This window comes from Shewanella sp. A32 (genome assembly GCF_029167175.1).
Lineage (GTDB): Bacteria > Pseudomonadota > Gammaproteobacteria > Enterobacterales > Shewanellaceae > Shewanella > Shewanella yunxiaonensis.
In genome coordinates this window covers 252693-269461 of the sequence record NZ_JARFTS010000002.1, presented here as the reverse complement: position 1 = coordinate 269461, position 16769 = coordinate 252693, and the positions used below count along the sequence as shown (strand labels likewise).

The window sequence follows — 16769 nt, the reverse complement described above, 5'->3', positions numbered from 1 at the left end:
CAGTCACATAAAGCTTAGATATAATCTACGGACACAATTTCAACATCAGTACGACCACCAGGGGTTTGGATACCGACTTCATCACCCAAATTTTTGCCAATCAAACCTCTGGCAATCGGGGAGTTTACTGAAATCAGATTCTCTTTGATGTTCGCTTCATCATCACCAACGATGCGATAAGTCATTTCAGCATCAGTATCCAGATTCAGAATTGTTACCGTTGCGCCAAAAATAACCCGGCCATTATTAGGCATTTTGGTCACATCAATGATCTGCGCATTGGAAAGCTTACCTTCGATATCACGGATACGGGCTTCACAAATCCCTTGCTCTTCACGAGCAGCATGATATTCCGCATTTTCTTTCAAATCGCCCAGTTCACGGGCGGTGGCAATGGCTTCACTCAGCGCTGGACGTCTTTCAAATTTCAGCATTTCCAGCTCTTTACGTAACTGTTCCGCGCCAGTCAGCGTCATAGGAACCTTATTCATGTCTCTGTCGTCTCCTGTAAAACAAAAGCGACCTATGCTGGCCTTAAATGGGCCTGCACAGTCTCAATGGGGGTGAATCAGCGCACAGACGTCAGATACAGTCGGCGCCAAAGATGTTTTTGTCTGATAACCGCGGCGATTACCGGGTAGGTATCACTTCACCATGGCACAAGCTTACCTAAGCTATGGCAGCCTTGCCAGTGATGTAGACAAATTTTATGAGATGCAGCGTGGATAAACTTTGGTTTTTTAGCTGCAAGCCGTTCCTATTACTTGCTGAATTGTCTTATGTTAATTTTTGCCCGCCATTATTTCAGTGGCGCCATCACGTGCTAAATCCTTTTACTCCTAAGTCTGAAAACTGCATCATCAAAAAATCAGCAATTTTTCAAACTTTTGACAAAAAATAAGGCCGCCCAAAGGCGACCTTATTCATCATGTTAGCGTAACGACTTACTTAGTGACGCGTGCATGCAGTTCTTGCACAGAAGATACCTTATTGCGATCGTCTGCAGTGTTTGCCATACAAGTTGCAAAGGCAGCGTTCATGGTGGTGGTGTAATTCACCTTGTAACGCAACGCTCCACGACGCAGTTGCTTGGAGTCTTCAATGGCCTGACGACCTTCAGTGGTGTTCACAATGTAGGTGTACTCGCCGTTCTTCATCCGATCGAGGATGTGAGGACGACCTTCATGCACCTTGTTCACCAACCGAGGGTTGATACCCGCTTCGCCCAGCACCACCGCAGTACCGTGGGTCGCATCAATCTCATACCCCAGGTCAATCAGCTTGGCAGCCAAATCGGCAACCCGCTTCTTATCGCTATTACGTACTGACAACAAGGCGCGACCGGATTTCGGGATATCCTTGGAAGTGGTACCTAATTGGGCTTTGGCATAGGCCTCGGCAAAGGTATCACCCACGCCCATCACTTCACCGGTAGAGCGCATTTCTGGGCCAAGCAATGGGTCAACACCAGGGAATTTATTAAATGGCAGAACTACTTCTTTCACTGAGTAGTAGGGAGGGATCACTTCTTTCGTGAAGCCCTGTTCTTCCAGTGATTGACCAGCCATCACGCGAGCCGCGATCTTCGCTAATGGCACACCGGTAGCCTTGGATACAAACGGCACGGTACGAGCAGCACGCGGGTTAACTTCAATCATGAAGATGGTGTTTTTCTGCACGGCGAACTGCACGTTCATCAAACCAACCACACCTAATTCAAAGGCCAGTTTCCGCACCTGTTCACGCATCTCGTCCTGAATCGCGTGGCTGAGTGTGTAAGGCGGCAATGAACAACCTGAGTCACCTGAATGCACTCCGGCCTGTTCGATATGCTCCATGATGGCACCGACAACCACAGTCTTGCCATCACAAACAGCGTCGATATCGACTTCGATAGCGTCATCTAGGAAGTGATCCAGCAGCACTGGTGAAGCGTTGGACACTTTAACCGCTTCTTTGAAGTAACGGCGCAGATCCTGTTCTTCATAGACGATTTCCATCGCACGGCCACCCAGCACGTAAGATGGACGTACCACCAGCGGATAACCGATTTTCTCGGCCGCAAGTACAGCGCCTTCCACGGTGGTCACGGTATCGTTTTCAGGCTGTCTCATCTCCAGGCGACGGATAGCCTGCTGGAAACGTTCACGGTCTTCGGCACGGTCAATCGCATCTGGGCTGGTGCCGATAATCGGTACACCAGCTGCTTCCAGAGCACGAGCCAGCTTCAGCGGAGTCTGGCCGCCAAACTGTACAATTACCCCTTTGGGCTTCTCGATACGCGCGATTTCCAGTACGTCTTCCAGGGTTACCGGCTCGAAATACAGACGATCAGAAGTGTCGTAGTCAGTCGAAACGGTTTCCGGGTTACAGTTGACCATAATGGTTTCATAGCCATCAGCTTTCAGTGCCAGCGAGGCGTGCACACAGCAATAGTCAAATTCGATACCCTGACCGATACGGTTCGGACCACCACCCAATACCATGATCTTGTCACGATTGGACGGATTGGCTTCGCACTCTTCCTCATAAGTGGAGTACATGTAAGCCGTGTCAGTGGCAAATTCTGCCGCACAAGTATCGACACGTTTGTAAACCGGGAAGATTTCCAGACGGTAACGCAGCTTGCGCATTTCTGATTCACTGATCCCCAGCACATCAGCCAGACGGGCATCAGAGAACCCTTTGCGTTTCAGCTTGTAGAGGAAATCGGCATCCATACCGGCCAGACCGGTTGCAGCCACTTTAGCTTCCAGTTGTATCAGCTCTTCAATCTGCACCAAGAACCAAGGATCAATGTTGGTCAGCTTGTAGATTTCATCCATGCTCATGCCAGCACGGAAAGCATCAGCCACATACCAGATACGCTCTGCGCCAGGCTCTTTCAGCTCATGACGCATACGCTGCATGGCATCGGGATCTTGCCAGTCCACAATCGGATCAAAACCGTTTTTGCCCGTTTCCAGACCGCGCAGTGCTTTTTGCACAGACTCCTGGAAAGTACGACCAATCGCCATTACTTCACCGACAGATTTCATCTGGGTAGTCAGTCGGTCATTGGCACCGGCGAACTTTTCAAAGTTGAAGCGCGGTACTTTAGTCACAACGTAATCGATAGATGGTTCAAACGACGCTGGTGTGCGACCACCAGTGATGTCGTTCATCAACTCATCCAGAGTGAAACCTACCGCTAGCTTTGCTGCAACCTTGGCAATCGGGAAACCAGTCGCTTTAGAGGCCAGAGCGGATGAACGTGACACACGGGGGTTCATCTCGATGATGACCATACGACCATCTTTGGGATTGATACCAAACTGTACGTTGGAACCGCCAGTTTCCACGCCGATTTCACGCAGTACTGCCATCGAGGCATTACGCATCAGCTGATATTCTTTATCGGTCAGCGTTTGTGCCGGTGCCACCGTGATAGAGTCACCAGTGTGCACGCCCATAGCATCAAAGTTTTCGATGGAACAGACGATGATGCAGTTATCATTGCGATCACGCACCACTTCCATTTCGTACTCTTTCCAACCGATAAGGCTTTCATCAATCAGCAGTTCATTGGTTGGAGACAGATCCAACCCACGGGTACAGATCTCTTCAAATTCTTCAACGTTATAAGCGATACCACCACCAGAACCACCCATGGTGAATGACGGACGGATGATGCAGGGAAAGCCTACTTGATCCAACACCTTATAGGCGTCTTCCATGCTGTGTGCGATACCGGCACGTGGACATTCCAGGCCGATTTTACGCATGGATTGATCGAAGCGAGCACGGTCTTCTGCTTTATCAATGGCATCGGCTGTCGCGCCAATCATTTCCACATTGAATTCTTTCAGAACGCCTTTGGCTTCCAGTTCCAGTGCACAGTTCAGTGCAGTCTGGCCGCCCATGGTAGGCAGAATGGCATCAGGGCGTTCTTTGGCGATGATGTTGCGCACCACTTCCCAATGAATCGGTTCAATGTAAGTGGCATCTGCCATTTCCGGGTCAGTCATGATGGTGGCTGGGTTAGAGTTCACCAGAATGACACGGAAACCTTCTTCACGCAGGGCTTTACAAGCCTGGGCACCGGAATAGTCAAACTCACAGGCCTGACCGATAACGATGGGACCGGCACCTAGGATAAGAATACTTTTTATATCAGTACGTTTTGGCATTGCTTGAATCTTCTCCCGGAATTACTGCTTAGCTTGACGGTATTGCTCAATCAGTTCGATAAAATGATCGAACAGCGGTGCGCAATCGTGCGGACCAGGACTGGCTTCTGGATGCCCCTGGAAGCTGAATGCAGGTTTGTCCGTCAGATGGATACCTTGCAGCGAACCATCGAACAGTGATTTATGCGTCACTTTGACATTCGCAGGCAGACTGGCTTCGTCAGCAGCAAAACCGTGGTTCTGACTGGTGATCATCACAGTACCTTTCTCGATATCTTTCACTGGATGGTTGGCACCGTGGTGACCAAACTTCATCTTCATGGTTTTGGCACCACTGGCCAGAGCCAATAACTGGTGGCCAAGACAGATACCAAAGACTGGGATATCGGTCTGCAAGAAGCTCTTAATTGCGCTGATGGCATAGTCACATGGTTCTGGGTCACCAGGACCGTTGGACAAGAAAATACCGTCAGGATTCATCGCCAACACTTCGCTCGCAGGCGTTTTAGCTGGCACCACAGTGACATCACAACCGCGGTCCACCAGCATTCGCAGAATGTTGCGCTTAACGCCGAAGTCATAGGCGACAACTTTGAATTTGAATTCATCGGCAGCTTTGTCTTGCGGTAAACCACCTTCCAGTGACCAGGTTCCCTGACGCCACTGATAAGCACGGTCAGTCGTTACTTCTTTAGCGAGATCCATTCCCTTCAAGCCAGGGAAAGCTTTAGCGGCTGCCAATGCCTTATCAGCATCAACATCGCCCGCCATGATACAGCCAGACTGAGCGCCTTTTTCACGCAAGATACGAGTCAGTTTACGGGTATCGATATCCGCAATACCTACTACATTGTTAGTGGTTAGGTAATCACTGAGTGACTGCTGTGAACGGAAATTACTTGCCAAGAGTGGTAAATCACGAATGATCAAGCCACAGGCATGAATCGCACTAGATTCAGTATCTTCGGTATTAGTACCGGTGTTACCGATGTGCGGGTAGGTTAAGGTTACTATCTGACGGGAATAGGAGGGATCAGTAAGAATCTCTTGATATCCCGTCATTGAAGTGTTAAAAACCACTTCTCCGACTGCTATTCCATCGGCACCAATCGCTGTGCCAGTAAAGACGGTTCCATCTTCGAGTACGAGTAAGGCAGACTTAGTCAACGCGACCTCCGTAATGAGCCAAGCCATTAAAAATTATATATTTTTAGTAATTTAAACCGGTAACTTCCGTTGCTTTACGAAATTTTGGCAAATTCCAAATATTTTATAGGTCATATCGACCTTCGTCTATAGTTTCAACGGTAATCACCGAAAAAAAACCGCCAACGGCGGTTTTTTCAAAACTATAACGGTTTCAGTCCTAACACTTGCTGCATATCATACAAACCAGCGCTTTGCTCAGGTAACCACAGTGCGGCTCGCATGGCACCATTGGCAAATGTCATACGACTCGACGCCTTATGAGTGATCTCCAACCTTTCACCAATATCGGCAAACATGGCGGTGTGTTCACCCACTAAATCCCCTGCACGAATAGTGGCAAAGCCAATAGTTTGCCGATCCCGTTCGCCAGTGATCCCTTCACGACCATAGACGGCCACTTTTTCCAGATCCCGACCGAGGGTCTCCGCTATCACTTCGCCCATTTTCAACGCGGTACCGGATGGCGCATCTTTCTTAAACCGATGATGACCTTCAATGATCTCGATGTCGGTGTAATCGCCCATCACCTTGGCAGTGATTTCCAGCAACTTCCACATCAGGTTCACGCCAACGGACATATTAGGTGCAAACACCACCGGCAATTGTTCAGCGAATGCTTCCAACTGCGCTTTCTGCGCAGAATTAAAGCCAGTTGTGCCGATAACTATCGGCTTTTCATGGCGCACACACCAGTCGATATTAGCCAAGGTTCCTTCTGGACTGGTAAAGTCGATCAGCACGTCAAAACTGTCGGCAACGCTATCCAGATTGTCCGTGACAAGCACATCCAGTTTTCCCACAGCGGCTAATTCACCAGCATCAACACCAACCAGACTGGACCCAGCACGCTCTATTGCGGCACCCAGCGTGATCATCGGTTGCTGAGAAGCGGCCTCGATAAGGGTACGGCCCATGCGTCCACCACTCCCGGCAATGGCAACTCTGACGCTTGTACTCATATTCCCTCCTAACTGCACACAAAAAAATCGCCTGGGCGGACCCAAGCGATTAACAATTACAAAATGTCGAGTAACTCGACTTCGAACACCAAGGTCGAGTACGGCGGAATCGCAGCTCCCGCGCCACGCTCCCCATATGCCAGATGATGAGGCACATACAATTTATATTTGGAACCGACAGGCATCAGCTGTAATGCCTCAGTCCAGCCAGCAATCACACCAGACACGGGAAACTCTGCAGGCTGACCACGAGTCACTGAACTGTCAAACACCTTACCGTCAGTGAAAGTACCGTGGTAGTGAGTACGAACGGTAGAATCATAGGTAGGTTTGGCACCAGTACCTTCAGTGATCACTTCATATTGCAGACCTGAATCTGTCACTACTACGCCTTCACGTTTGGCGTTTTCAGCAAGGAAAGCCTGTCCTTCAGCTGAAGCGGCTTCGGCAGCCTCTTCATGAGCGCGTTTGATGCGAGTGCTGATTTCGGTAAAGGCATTCTGCAGTTCCTGCATGCTAACGGCGCTTTCCACGCCAGCAAATGCATCAGCCAAACCCGCTTGTACAGCTGGAATATCCAGACCGTCAAAAGAGTTAGCAGCCAATTGTTCCCCTAACTGGCGGCCCACACCGTAGCTTGCTTGTTGTTCAACTGTAGTGAACTTTTCAGACATAATCGGATTACTCTCGGTTTATCGTTGAATTCAGCCGCGCAGTGTACCACATCCGAACCATTAATGGTGCAGTAATTTAATCCAAAACACTGTTCTGAAGTGTAGCCATTCCGTGTCCGGAATGGCAGTAATGACCCTGCTAAATCAGCAGATTTTCTGGAATGCAGTCGCAATCACTGTTGCAGATGCGGCATATTTTTCAGCTTCCGCCGCGGTAAGCGGAATAGGAATAGTCCGGATCACACCGCAGCGGCCAATGAGTGCTGGTTGACCGATATGAACCCCAAAACGCTGATCAATGGCTGAAACCGCATATACTCGGTGCGCATCGCTGAACACCGCATCCACTAATTTTGCCGCTGCAGTAGCAATACCAAAGCTGGTCCAGCCTTTACCCGACAATACATCCCAGCCACCGCGGCGAATGTCGGCTTCCATTTGCGCACAATCTGCGGTCTCAGCCTGTGGCCATTGGCTGAACGATAGTCCGCCAACACGTACGCTACTCCAGGCAACAAATTGCGATTCACCATGTTCGCCCAGTACATAACCATCCACACTAGCTGGGTCGACATCCAGCAGCTTACCCACTACCCGCTTCATACGGGCACTATCCAGCGAGGTGCCAGTACCGAAGACTCGCCCTTCAGGCAGTGCTAACCGACGTGCCAGACTCATGGTAATCACATCACAAGGATTAGTGATGTTGATCAGTACCCCGTCAAACCCCGCGGCTTGTAATTTTGGCGCCCAGGTAGCTACCGATGCAGAGGTTTCAGCCAACTCACGCAGACGATTTGAGGTTTCAGTTTTGCTTGGGCCAACAGCCATGATCACAATATCGGCACAGCTCAGTTGCTGTTCATCGTTATGATCAATGTGGACTCTGGAGCCAATATGCGCGGCCATATCCTCTAGTTCTAACTGCTCACTTGCGGCTTTAGCATCCTTGATATCGAACAGACTTAGATGGTCCACTAGATTCTGGGTGACCAGACTAAAAGCCACATCGGCTCCTACATGACCACAGCCAATAATGGCAACATGACGATTCACGGTTACAGCTCCCTTAAATGATAATAGATTGATCAACAGTTCAAGCTCTCACCTCAACAACATGCAAGAGCAAAATAATAACCTTCGATTATATAAAGGAAATTTACGCTTTTTTGAGAGCAGTGTATGTAAAATTTGCCATTTTTTGCGGTTGTCTTTCTGAATCACATTCGTGAGCTGACGCTATATTTATGTTAACCTCGCCTCACCGCATATCGCGGAAGGATAGCTCCCATATTGGGACTATTTCCTGTTATCTCTTATGCTTACCTTCATTACCAACTTTTTACTGGTTTGAGCTATCGTCATGCTTGAAGAATTAGCGCTCGGAGGACTGCTTTTCAGTCCTTTGGTGGTCTTTACACCACTGGCTTTTGTGATGTCATTTGTCACCCGCCAGATACTGCATGTATCCGGGCTGTATCAGAAAATCTGGAAAGTCGCCTGGTTTGAAGTGGCTTTATATATCTGTTATTTGGCCCTGGTTGTATATCTGTTCGGGAGATGAAAGCTGTTATGGGAAAATTACTGCGCATCACTATCACGTTGGCCGTTGTGGTTGCGGCGATCATCGCCGGTCGCTGGGTGTGGGATCATTACCTGTATTCACCATGGACCCGTGATGGGCGTGTCCGCGCCAATATCGTCACGATTGCGCCAGACGTTTCAGGCTGGGTAAAACAGCTTGATGTTCAGGATAATCAAAACGTCCATCAGGGCGATATGTTGTTTGCGGTGGACGATACCCGCTACCAGGCAGCCTTGGCAGAGCTGCAGGCACAACTTGAAAGTAAAAAATACGCCTGGGATCTGGCAACACATAAATATGAGCGCCGCAAGCAGCTCACTGGACGCGAACTTATCAGTGAAGAGGATCTGGAAACCGCGCGGATCAACACTGAACAGGCAAAAGCCGATTACGATTTAGTGCAGGCCGAACTCAATACTGCGCGGATCAATCTACAGCGTACGGCCGTTAAAGCCCCAGAAGATGGCACAATCATCAATCTCACCTTGAGACAGGGAAACTACGTAAAGCAGGGAACTGCGGTACTCTCTCTGGTACAGAGTAACTCTTTCTATGTTACCGGATACTTCGAAGAGACTAAGCTGCCGCTAATACATGTGGGTCAAAAAGCCAAAATCAGCTTGATGAGTGGTGGTCATCCCTTAACCGGCACCGTCACCAGCATCGGCAAAGCGATTGCGGATACCAATGTCAGCAGCAACGGCCAGCTACTGCCGGAAATCCAGCAAACCTTTAACTGGGTACGACTGGCACAGCGCATTCCCGTAGATATTAAATTGGATACCCTTCCTGATAATGTAAGTCTCAGTGCCGGTATGACCGTATCGATTTTCCTGCAGGATAAATAACCTCATGACCCTCTCGCCGGTACAGTCGGTATTTCTCACTCCCGACAAACGCACGCTGATCTTCGCCATCAAAGGCATTATCTCGATGACATTAGCGTTGTATGCGGCGATGTACCTGAATCTGGATCGGCCCTACTGGGCGCTGATCTCAGCGGTGTTTTTGCAGATCCGTCCCGAAGCTGGGCTGGTGATTGAAAAAGGGCTGATGCAGATTATCGGCACCCTAATTGGTGGCGCGGTCGGCATTGCGATTCTGCAAGCCTTTGCGGGTTATCCTGAACTGGCGATATTGTCACTGGCACTGTGGCTGGGGATTAACGCCGGCTTCTCGGCGATGGTCAGATCAATCAACTTTATCTATGCCTTTGCCATGGCCGGTATCACACCATGTTTGGTGGTACTACTGGTAATGGTATCGCCGGCTACCGCAACATCTGATGCTATTTTCCAAGTGGCTCAATCGCGTGTCAGCGAGATTATCCTGGGGGCAATCTGCGCGATGTTAGTCAGCTTGCTGCTGTGGCCACAAACCGTCGCCAGTGGACTACGACAACAAGCAAGAATAGTCATTAACCAAACCCTGGATTATCTGGCACAAGAGTTGGCGCCTGAAGGTTCGCATGAGCAACGTCACCAGTTTATTGACAATATTCTTGAGCAACTCGCCGCCTTTAATGATGACTCAAGCGCTGTGGTATACGAAGGTCCAGAAGGCCCGGGACGCGGCCGTGCGGCCAATATGATGTGCAATAAGGTGTTGTCGCTGTTGGCAGTTGTGCAAATTTTCGGGCGTTTGCAACGTAATCATCCGGAGCAACTATCCCCAGCTTTACACACTATGCTGCAAGAACTGCGGCACAGTTTTGCCCAAATGTCAGCCTCCCGCGATTATGACGAAGCGTATCAGCTTGCACAGCAACAACGCCGTAAATTGATTCACCTGCGTAACCAACTACCGTGCGGTCAGCCATTACAAAACCGATTACTGAAAGTCGCTAGTGAGCTCATTTCAGATTTAGTGATGGTGCTGAAAGCCTATGATGCGCTAGAGAACAGCACGACACAGATGTCAAATGCACCGGCCTTACGTCCGCATCGTGATCCATTGGTTGGCTTAACAACCGGATTTCGTACAGCAGTACTATTCCTGATCGGAGCGGGCATTTGGATCGGTACAGCAGCCAGTTCTGCGTTAATGCTGATGATCCTGCCGGTCATATTTTCGATGATGATGGCGCGACTGCCATTGACGTTACTGATGGTCGTGTTACGCCGACTGTTAGTGGGCGTGGCGATCTCTACGCCATTAGCCATCTTTTTCGCACTGAATTTATTAGCTCAAAGCTCAGGCGATTTCGAGATTCTGATCCTGGTGATGGCCGGACCGTTTTTTATTGGATTGATGGCATTAGCCAATCGCCCAACATTACCCTATGGTTTGGGCTTATGTATTCCGTTTGTGATCCTGGTACGCCCGGCAAACGATATGAGTTATGCCTTTTCCATCGGTTATACCTTAAGCAACGCCTTCGCTATTGCGGTCGGTGTGACCATCTTGTACTGGCTATTTAAGTTGATCACCGGGCCCGGCATTCCGCTGATGCAACGCCGTTTAATTCAGGCAACGGCAGACGATTTACTCGAGATTTCTGAACATGTAGAGCAGGAAGATTGGTTTAACGCCCGTATGGGAGATCGCTTGTTGCGGCTTGCCAACTATGACAAAGCAGCAGCGGATAATGCCAGGGAAATGACCGATTTAGGACTTACTGGCTTAAATCTTGGCCACATATCGGTGAGACTTAGAAGACTACTGCAAAGTGTCAGCGACCAACGGCTGGAGCCGCTGTTGGATAATTGGCAGCAAGCGCTGGCGCAAGCTTTCCTCGCCAGCAGCAAAGGCCAGCAATATCCCGCTTTTAAAACATCGAGTACCGCGCTACTAGAAGCGATCCATGAGGATCAGTTATCACCGGAACAGCTGGAGATGATCGAAGGGATGTTTACCCGGGTATCGCTGACCTTTGAACGCACAGCCAATACTATGGCGCAAAAAATCGTAAATGCTTAACTGAATTAACCGCCATAGCAACCGCACGGCGGTTATATGTAATAGCCGCTCACCAAGCGTAAACATTTCAATAACATTATGTTTAGTATGGATTTTTCATATCTAAATTACTTGCCAGTCCTTTTTTTCAGCGCTAGATTAGCCTCAATAACGTGATTAATATCACAATTTTTTCGACCCGATGACTGAGTTTGAGATCGGGCCACGACTGCAGTGCCCGACACTGCGAGATGAGGCGATAATGAGTTACAAAGAATATTCGGGCTCTGCCGGTGGTTGGGGGGCGTTGAAAGCCACCACGGAACACCTGCTGAAAAGTGAAAACGTAGCCAAGAATCTGATGAATCTATTACGGACGAATCAGGATCATGGGTTTGATTGTCCAGGCTGTGCCTGGGGTGAAAAAGGAGTGCCCGGTCACTTCCGCTTTTGTGAAAATGGTGCCAAAGCCGTCAACTGGGAAGCCACTTCTAAGCACGTTGATAGCAAATTTTTTGCAGAACACAGCGTCAATTGGCTCAATAAACAAAGTGATTATTGGCTGGAATTTCAGGGGCGACTGAGTGAGCCAGTAAGTTACAACGCAGCGACAGATCATTATGAGGCGATCAGCTGGGACGACGCTTTTGCATTTATTGCGCAACATCTGAATGCCCTGGATAATCCGGATCAGGCAGAATTTTACACCTCTGGCCGCGCCAGTAATGAGGCTGCCTTCCTGTATCAACTATTTGCCCGCCGCTATGGCACTAATAATTTTCCCGATTGCTCCAATATGTGCCATGAGGCCACCAGTGTCGGACTCGCAGAAGCCATAGGTGTTGGCAAAGGCACTACCCGCATTGAGGATTTTGAAAAGGCCGATGCGATCTTTTTGTTTGGGCAAAATCCCGGCACCAACCATCCACGAATGCTGGAAACGCTCGCAAGTGCCTATAAACGTGGCGCTCGTATTGTTGCTTTTAACAATTTGAAGGAACGTGGTCTGGAGCGGTTTACTAACCCGCAGGACCCGCTGGAGATGCTTAGCAACGGCTATACCCCCACCACCAGTGATTATTTTATTCCTAAACTGGGTGGCGATATGGCGGCTGTGCGCGGCATGGTTAAGGTTTTGCTAGCCCGTCATCGAGACGCCGTGGCTAGCGGTAATACTGTGTTTGATCTGCCTTTTATTGAACAACATACGCAAGGGATTGATGCTTATCTGGCGCAGGTAGATGCCACTTCCTGGCAGCAGATTGAACAACAATCCGGTCTCAGCCAACAGCAGATTACTCAGGCGGCCGATATTTATCAAGCGGCCGACAGCGTGATCGTCACCTGGGCCATGGGCGTGACCCAACACAAACATTCTGTACAAACCATTCAGGAACTGGTGAATCTGCAATTACTGTTTGGTCAGGTGGGAAAAGAAGGCGCGGGATTATGTCCGGTGCGGGGTCACTCCAATGTTCAGGGAGACAGAACAGTTGGCATTAATGAGAAACCTACCGCGGCGTTTCTCGACAAAATGGAACAGGTTTTTGGCTTTGCGCCACCACGGAAGCCGGGGCATGGTGTGGTCGCCGCACTGGAAGCGCTGCGCCGCGGTGACAGCAAAGTATTTATTGGTCTTGGTGGCAATCTGGTAGCGGCAGCGCCCGATACCAGCAGAGTGGCTAGCGCCATGCGAGGTGCAGCGCTCACCGTGAATATTGCTACCAAGCTTAACCGAACCCACGTCAATCCGGGGCAAAACGCACTCATTCTCCCCTGCCTAGGTCGGACTGATATCGATCTGCAAGCGGCCGGCCCACAGCAAATTACTGTGGAAGACTCGTTTTCGATGGTGCACGGTTCTGCTGGAAAAGTGGATATGCGAGATGAAGATATCCGTTCCGAAATCGCGATTGTGGCAGGCATAGCGAAAGCAACCTTGGGAGAACACACCCCGGTAGACTGGCAAGCACTGACAGATAACTATGATCGCATCCGCGATCTGATTGAACAGGTGATCCCCGGATTCAGTCAATTTAATCAGCGGCTCAATGCGCCGGGGGGATTTTATCTGGGCAATTCCGCCCGTGAACGCCAGTGGCACACCGTATCCGGTAAAGCTCAGATGTTAAGTTATCCCTTGCCAGACGCCATAGTGCCTCTGCCCAAGGCCAAGACTAACGGCCAGCAAATATTCCTACTGCAAACCATGCGCTCACACGATCAGTACAACACGACTATCTATGGTTACGATGACCGCTACCGCAGTGTTTTCGGCGAACGCAATGTGGTGTTTGTCAATCCGCAAGACATGCAGCAGTTAGGACTAAACACCGGCGATTTGGTGGATATCACCAGTCTCTGGCACGATGATATTGCGCGGCATATTTATGCCTTTAAAGTTGTCCCCCATGAAATCGCCCGAGGTAATCTGGCAGCCTATTTCCCAGAAGCCAACGCCTTGATCCCACTGGATAGTTTTGGTGATCGCAGTGAAACTCCGACCTCAAAATCGGTGGCAGTAGTGATCCAAAAGAGCTGCCACGCACCATTATTGGTAAGTACTGACTAACTGGGTGCTGCTCCGTACCTGAATAACGCCTCCACAACGGGGGCGTTATTGTTTACGCCGCTAATCGGCAGTACTGTAACAAGCATCATTAACAAATCAGGAAGGTACTATGACGTGTTTTCTGGCGTTATTTTCAGATAAGAAAGCGGAAAGCCTGACCACTGAGTTATTACAGGCGCATGTAAACCATCTACAATCTCTTAGCAACAGGGGCGTATTGCGTTGCTGTGGGCCATTTGCCAACAATCAGGGTGCCATGCAATTGCTGGAATGCAGTGACAGGCAAACCGCAGAGCAGCTCATTAAAGCCGATCCTTTCATTGCAGCAGGCTACTACAAGCAATTTCAATTGCAGGAAGTGATTGAAGCCAATGCAGCGAATGAATGGCTGCTGCAAGACCCGCAAACACGCCAAAATCTTATCCCATAAATAACTCAAACTACCGCCGTTATGCCTGATAACAGTACTGAATAAGTTTTGTAACAATTCCCTGTGTAAAGATTACCGGGCAACGTCATTAAGACTCTCGTCTAGTGCCGCGTCAGTTGTTATGTTATGAGGTCTGTTAGCTTCAACTGAATCACCTCCGCTGTCAGTTGAGTTTGTCTGCTGAAAACAACAATAAAGGAACCGTTATGCTTAATTGGCTCAGGGCAACCGCCGTATTTATGGCGGGCTGTTCGACGTTGGCCGTTGCCGCGCCAGATGCCCAGAACTCTTCTACCTATAACCCTCAAACCCTGTTTGCTCCGCTGTCCATGCCAAATCCGGCGACCGCTATTCGCAGTGGTGCAGGAAAGCCTGGGGCCATGTTCTGGCAAAACCGGGTCGACTATAAACTTCATGCCACTATCGATACTGACCATGACACTATCCATGGTACAGAAGTTATTACCTACACCAACAACAGTCCTGATGCACTGCCAGAACTCTGGATACAGCTGGATCAGAACATGTACCGTAAAGACAGCCGTTCTACCATGGCAACCGAGTGGCGTCGCGGCAGTTTCACTGATGGTTATCAGCTCGATAAAGTTACCGTGCGCCTTGATGGCGAAAGCTACGACGCTAAATTTCTGGTCGATGACACCCGTATGCGCGTCGACTTGAGTGAACCCCTCGCAGCCAAGGGGGGCAAATTGCAACTGGAGATCAACTACAGCTATCAAATGCCCGGTACCTGGGGCGGCCGCACGGCAGTGACCCCTTCAGAAAAAGGTAAAATTTTTGAAGTGGCACAGTGGTTCCCACGGATGGCGGTCTATGACGATCTTCATGGCTGGAACAACAACCCCTATATCGGCTCTGAATTTTATCTGGAATACGGCACCATTGATTACACCGTAACCGTACCGTGGAATTACTGGGTGGTAGGTTCCGGTAAGCTCATCAACCCGAAAGATGTGCTGACAAAGACCGAGCAACAACGCCTAAAACAAGCCGAAGCAAGCGATAAAACTGTTTATATCCGTCGCGCAGATGAAGTGGAAAGTGCCGACAGCCGTCCAGTTAATCATGGCAATCTTGACTGGCATTTCCGGATGGAACATACCCGTGACGTGGCATTTGCCGCATCGCCTGCGTTTGTCATCGATGCTGCCCGTATCAATCTGCCGAACGGTAAGACCTCATTAGCCATGTCTGCCTACCCACCTGAAGCCGCTGGCGCAAAAAAATGGGACCGTTCGACTGAGTATGTCAAAGGCGTGATTGAGCACTTTTCTCAGTGGTATCCTTATCCTTGGCCGGTAGCTGTCAATCTGGGCGGTCACGGTGCAGGCATGGAATATCCTGGCATTGTGTTTGATGGTATGCGTGATCATGATGAATTCCTGTTTTGGATCACTGCCCATGAAATCGGGCATAGCTGGTTCCCTATGATTGTGGGTTCAAATGAACGTCGCTATGCCTTTATGGATGAAGGTTTTAACACCTTTATCGACGTTTACGCTTCCGACGCGTTTAATCACGGAGAATTTGCGCCAAAACGTGACGGTGAATATGCACCCAAAGGTGGCAATCCCGTGGATGAAATTCTGCCGGTGCTGGCAGATCCTGAAGCACCGACACTGATGGCACCGGCTGAAGCCACTGCCGAGAAATACCGTCATCCGGTTCCCTACTTTAAAGGGGCTTTGGGACTGGTGCTGTTGCGTGAACAGATCCTCGGCCCGGAACGCTTTGACCCGGCATTCAAACAGTACATTGCCACTTGGGCTTACAAACACCCATCCCCTTCAGATTTCTTCCGCTTTATGGAAAGTGCTGCTGGAGAAGATTTGTCCTGGTGGTGGCGCGGTTGGTATCTCAACAACTGGCAATTAGATATGGGGATCACTGCGGTCAAAGCCGTTGATGACAAGAAAGGCAAGGGCACTGCGGTGAGCTTTATCAGCAACCAGAAACTGGTAATGCCAGCCACCTTACGTCTGCAATACACCGATGGCACCAGTGAGAACTTCCGGATCCCCGTTGAAAGCTGGATGCGCTCCGGTACGCCAACCGTGGTGTTACCGGTAACCAAAGCAGTGAAAAACGCTACTTTAGATCCGGATCATAAGTTGCCGGATGCTGATCGCAGCAATAACAGCCTCACGCTGTAAAACTAACAAGACAAGAGGTGCCAACGGCACCTCTTTTTATTGATATAATTCCGTTGCGAATTGTTGTATATCAACCACATGATGATGAATGGCAGCTTC

General features: G+C 49.6%; 12 protein-coding genes. 6 read left to right on the top strand and 6 right to left on the bottom strand.

All coding sequences use genetic code 11. The features are described from left to right. Window positions 1–14: 14 nt before the first annotated feature. The 6 genes from greA to PY479_RS03165 all read right to left on the bottom strand — a co-directional run bounded on the left by greA (window position 15) and on the right by PY479_RS03165 (window position 8067). Window positions 15–491, bottom strand: coding sequence for a transcription elongation factor GreA (greA, locus tag PY479_RS03190; RefSeq protein ID WP_212595629.1), 477 nt, complete (start codon window positions 489–491; stop codon window positions 15–17). Between the two features lie 453 nt (window positions 492–944). Beyond that, complete coding sequence (carB, locus tag PY479_RS03185) at window positions 945–4169, bottom strand: carbamoyl-phosphate synthase large subunit (RefSeq protein WP_275482856.1); 3225 nt, start codon at window positions 4167–4169, stop codon at window positions 945–947. Window positions 4170–4190: 21 nt separating this feature from the next. Further along, on the bottom strand, window positions 4191–5363 hold the full coding sequence (gene carA, locus PY479_RS03180; RefSeq protein ID WP_212595627.1) for a glutamine-hydrolyzing carbamoyl-phosphate synthase small subunit: 1173 nt from the start codon (window positions 5361–5363) through the stop codon (window positions 4191–4193). 155 nt (window positions 5364–5518) lie between these two features. Further along, window positions 5519–6337: a 4-hydroxy-tetrahydrodipicolinate reductase gene (gene dapB, locus PY479_RS03175; protein ID WP_212595626.1), complete on the bottom strand. Its 819-nt coding sequence runs from the start codon at window positions 6335–6337 to the stop codon at window positions 5519–5521. A 56-nt stretch (window positions 6338–6393) separates the two neighbouring features. Next, a complete protein-coding gene (locus PY479_RS03170; protein ID WP_212595625.1) occupies window positions 6394–7011 on the bottom strand; it encodes an FKBP-type peptidyl-prolyl cis-trans isomerase in 618 nt (205 codons plus the stop codon). A gap of 144 nt (window positions 7012–7155) precedes the next feature. Further along, complete coding sequence (locus tag PY479_RS03165; RefSeq protein WP_275482855.1) at window positions 7156–8067, bottom strand: hypothetical protein; 912 nt, start codon at window positions 8065–8067, stop codon at window positions 7156–7158. Between the two features lie 307 nt (window positions 8068–8374). On the opposite strand from PY479_RS03165, the gene PY479_RS03160 reads away from it, so the two are divergent. The 6 genes from PY479_RS03160 (at window position 8375) to PY479_RS03135 (ending at window position 16670) form a co-directional block, all read left to right on the top strand. After that, window positions 8375–8575 carry a DUF1656 domain-containing protein gene (locus PY479_RS03160; RefSeq protein WP_212595623.1) on the top strand — a complete coding sequence of 67 codons (201 nt, stop codon included), beginning with the start codon at window positions 8375–8377 and terminating at the stop codon, window positions 8573–8575. 8 nt (window positions 8576–8583) lie between these two features. Beyond that, a complete protein-coding gene (locus PY479_RS03155) occupies window positions 8584–9444 on the top strand; it encodes an HlyD family secretion protein (RefSeq protein WP_212595622.1) in 861 nt (286 codons plus the stop codon). Window positions 9445–9448: 4 nt separating this feature from the next. Next, entirely contained in the window at window positions 9449–11515 is a 2067-nt protein-coding gene (locus tag PY479_RS03150) for an FUSC family protein (RefSeq protein WP_275482854.1), read from the top strand. A gap of 241 nt (window positions 11516–11756) precedes the next feature. Beyond that, window positions 11757–14066, top strand: coding sequence for an FdhF/YdeP family oxidoreductase (locus tag PY479_RS03145; RefSeq protein WP_275482853.1), 2310 nt, complete (start codon window positions 11757–11759; stop codon window positions 14064–14066). 109 nt (window positions 14067–14175) lie between these two features. Then, the gene (locus PY479_RS03140; protein WP_275482851.1) at window positions 14176–14496 is read left to right on the top strand and encodes a YciI family protein; all 321 of its coding nucleotides are present in this window, start codon (window positions 14176–14178) and stop codon (window positions 14494–14496) included. Window positions 14497–14702: 206 nt separating this feature from the next. Next, entirely contained in the window at window positions 14703–16670 is a 1968-nt protein-coding gene (locus tag PY479_RS03135) for a M1 family metallopeptidase (protein WP_275482850.1), read from the top strand. Window positions 16671–16769: the final 99 nt, after the last annotated feature.